This window comes from Marinobacterium weihaiense, from assembly GCF_019061305.1.
GTDB classification, from domain to species: Bacteria; Pseudomonadota; Gammaproteobacteria; order Pseudomonadales; family Balneatricaceae; genus Marinobacterium; species Marinobacterium weihaiense.
In genome coordinates this window covers 1-3296 of sequence record NZ_JAHQZT010000051.1, presented here as the reverse complement: position 1 = coordinate 3296, position 3296 = coordinate 1, and the positions used below count along the sequence as shown (strand labels likewise).

At 52.6% G+C, this 3296-nt stretch carries 2 rRNA genes; both read left to right on the top strand.

Features of this window, described 5'->3' with window-relative positions:
* Positions 1–119: 119 nt before the first annotated feature.
* A 23S ribosomal RNA gene (locus KTN04_RS16455) occupies positions 120–3004 on the top strand.
* Positions 3005–3135: 131 nt separating this feature from the next.
* A 5S ribosomal RNA gene (gene rrf, locus KTN04_RS16450) occupies positions 3136–3251 on the top strand.
* The last annotated feature ends 45 nt before the right edge of the window (positions 3252–3296 follow it).

The window sequence follows — 3296 nt, the reverse complement described above, 5'->3', positions numbered from 1 at the left end:
GCTTTAAACGCTCTTTAACAAATTGGATCTGAAAGATTGTCTTGTATTGTTTGATACAAGCGCCAACCGGCGATAATCGTTACGAACCATTCATTTGAACAGACGCCTTCGGGTTATATGGTCAAGTGAATAAGCGTGCACGGTGGATGCCTTGGCAGTCAGAGGCGATGAAGGACGTTGTAACCTGCGATAAGGTTAGGGGAGCGGGTAAACACGCTTTGATCCTAACATTTCCGAATGGGGAAACCCACCCGCTTGCGGGTATCTCTTCACTGAATACATAGGTGTTGAGAGGCGAACCCGGGGAACTGAAACATCTAAGTACCCGGAGGAAAAGAAATCAACCGAGATTCCCTTAGTAGCGGCGAGCGAACGGGGACCAGCCCTTAAGCTGTGATGTGGTTAGCAGAACACTCTGGAAAGTGTGGCCATAGTGGGTGATAGCCCCGTATGCGAAAACCTATTTACAGTGAAATCGAGTAGGACGGGACACGTGATATCCTGTCTGAATATGGGGGGACCATCCTCCAAGGCTAAATACTCCTGACTGACCGATAGTGAACCAGTACCGTGAGGGAAAGGCGAAAAGAACCCCTGTGAGGGGAGTGAAATAGACCCTGAAACCGTGTACGTACAAGCAGTGGGAGCCGTTTTCGGACGGTGACTGCGTACCTTTTGTATAATGGGTCAGCGACTTACTTTCAGTAGCAAGGTTAACCGTTTAGGGGAGCCGTAGGGAAACCGAGTCTTAATAGGGCGTCTAGTTGCTGGGAGTAGACCCGAAACCCGGCGATCTATCCATGGGCAGGTTGAAGGTTGAGTAACATCAACTGGAGGACCGAACCGACTGTCGTTGAAAAGCCAGCGGATGACCTGTGGATCGGAGTGAAAGGCTAATCAAGCCGGGAGATAGCTGGTTCTCCTCGAAAGCTATTTAGGTAGCGCCTCATGTCTCACCTTGGGGGGTAGAGCACTGTTTCGGCTAGGGGGTCATCCCGACTTACCAACCCGATGCAAACTCCGAATACCCAAGAGTGCAATCATGGGAGACACACGGCGGGTGCTAACGTCCGTCGTGGAAAGGGAAACAACCCAGACCGCCAGCTAAGGTCCCTAAATTCCAGTTAAGTGGGAAACGATGTGGGAAGGCTTAGACAGCTAGGAGGTTGGCTTAGAAGCAGCCATCCTTTAAAGAAAGCGTAATAGCTCACTAGTCGAGTCGGCCTGCGCGGAAGATATAACGGGGCTCAAACTGGATACCGAAGCTGCGGATGCCTTAGGGCATGGTAGAGGAGCGTTCTGTAAGCCGTTGAAGCGGAAGCCGAGAGGCACCGTGGAGGTATCAGAAGTGCGAATGCTGACATGAGTAACGATAAAGGGGGTGAAAAACCCCCTCGCCGGAAGACCAAGGGTTCCTATCCAACGTTAATCGGGGTAGGGTGAGTCGGCCCCTAAGGCGAGGCTGAAAAGCGTAGTCGATGGGAAACAGGTTAATATTCCTGTACCGCGCATAACTGCGACGGGGGGACGGAGAAGGCTAGGCCAGCGCGGCGTTGGTTGTCCGCGTTTAAGGGTGTAGGTTGAGGAGTTAGGCAAATCCGGCTCCTTAAGACCGAGACCTGATGACGAAGCTCTTTATGAGCTGAAGTGGTTGATGCCAGGCTTCCAGGAAAATCCTCTAAGCTTCAGGTTATGTGTGACCGTACCCGAAACCGACACAGGTGGTCAGGTTGAGAATACCAAGGCGCTTGAGAGAACTCGGGTGAAGGAACTAGGCAAAATGGTGCCGTAACTTCGGGAGAAGGCACGCCGGTGTTGGTGATGAGCTTCGCGCTCTAAGCTGATGCCGGTCGAAGATACCAGGTGGCTGCGACTGTTTATTAAAAACACAGCACTCTGCAAACACGAAAGTGGACGTATAGGGTGTGACGCCTGCCCGGTGCCGGAAGGTTAATTGATGGGGTTAGCTTCGGCGAAGCTCTTGATCGAAGCCCCGGTAAACGGCGGCCGTAACTATAACGGTCCTAAGGTAGCGAAATTCCTTGTCGGGTAAGTTCCGACCTGCACGAATGGCGTAACGATGGCCACACTGTCTCCACCCGAGACTCAGTGAAATTGAACTCGCTGTGAAGATGCAGCGTCCCCGCGGCTAGACGGAAAGACCCCGTGAACCTTTACTATAGCTTCACAGTGGACTTTGACATTACTTGTGTAGGATAGCTGGGAGGCTTTGAAACCTGGACGCCAGTTCAGGTGGAGCCAACCTTGAAATACCAGCCTGGTACTGTTGAGGTTCTAACTCAGGTCCCTTATCGGGATCGAGGACATTGTGTGGTGGGTAGTTTGACTGGGGCGGTCTCCTCCCAAAGAGTAACGGAGGAGCACGAAGGTACCCTCAGGCTGGTCGGAAATCAGCCAATGAGCGCAAGAGTAGAAGGGTGCTTGACTGCGAGACAGACACGTCGAGCAGGTACGAAAGTAGGTTCTAGTGATCCGGTGGTTCTGTATGGAAGGGCCATCGCTCAACGGATAAAAGGTACTCCGGGGATAACAGGCTGATACCGCCCAAGAGTTCACATCGACGGCGGTGTTTGGCACCTCGATGTCGGCTCATCACATCCTGGGGCTGAAGCCGGTCCCAAGGGTATGGCTGTTCGCCATTTAAAGTGGTACGCGAGCTGGGTTTAGAACGTCGTGAGACAGTTCGGTCCCTATCTGCCGTGGGCGTTTGAGATTTGAGAAGAGTTGCTCCTAGTACGAGAGGACCGGAGTGAACGAACCTCTGGTGTTCCGGTTGTCACGCCAGTGGCATTGCCGGGTAGCTACGTTCGGACGGGATAACCGCTGAAAGCATCTAAGCGGGAAGCCCCCTTCAAGATGAGATCTCACTGGACCCTTGAGGTCCCTGTAGAGCCGTCCGAGACCAGGACGTTGATAGGCTGGGTGTGTAAGCGTTGTAAGGCGTTGAGCTAACCAGTACTAATGGCTCGTGAGGCTTGACCATATAACGCCCAAGGCGTTTGAGATGAATGGTTGAACGTAACAGATTATCGCAGCTCGCAAGAGCACCGGTTGAACGCTTGTAGCGGCAACACAGACAATCAAATTTTCAGATCCTCTTTGTTACCAGTTTTGCTTGGCGACCATAGAGCCGTGGAACCACCTGATCCCATACCGAACTCAGCAGTGAAACGCGTCATCGCCGATGGTAGTGTGGGGCTTCCCCATGTGAGAGTAGGTCATCGCCAAGCATTTATTCAGTGAAAACCCCGGTCTCGTTGAGATCGGGGTTTTTG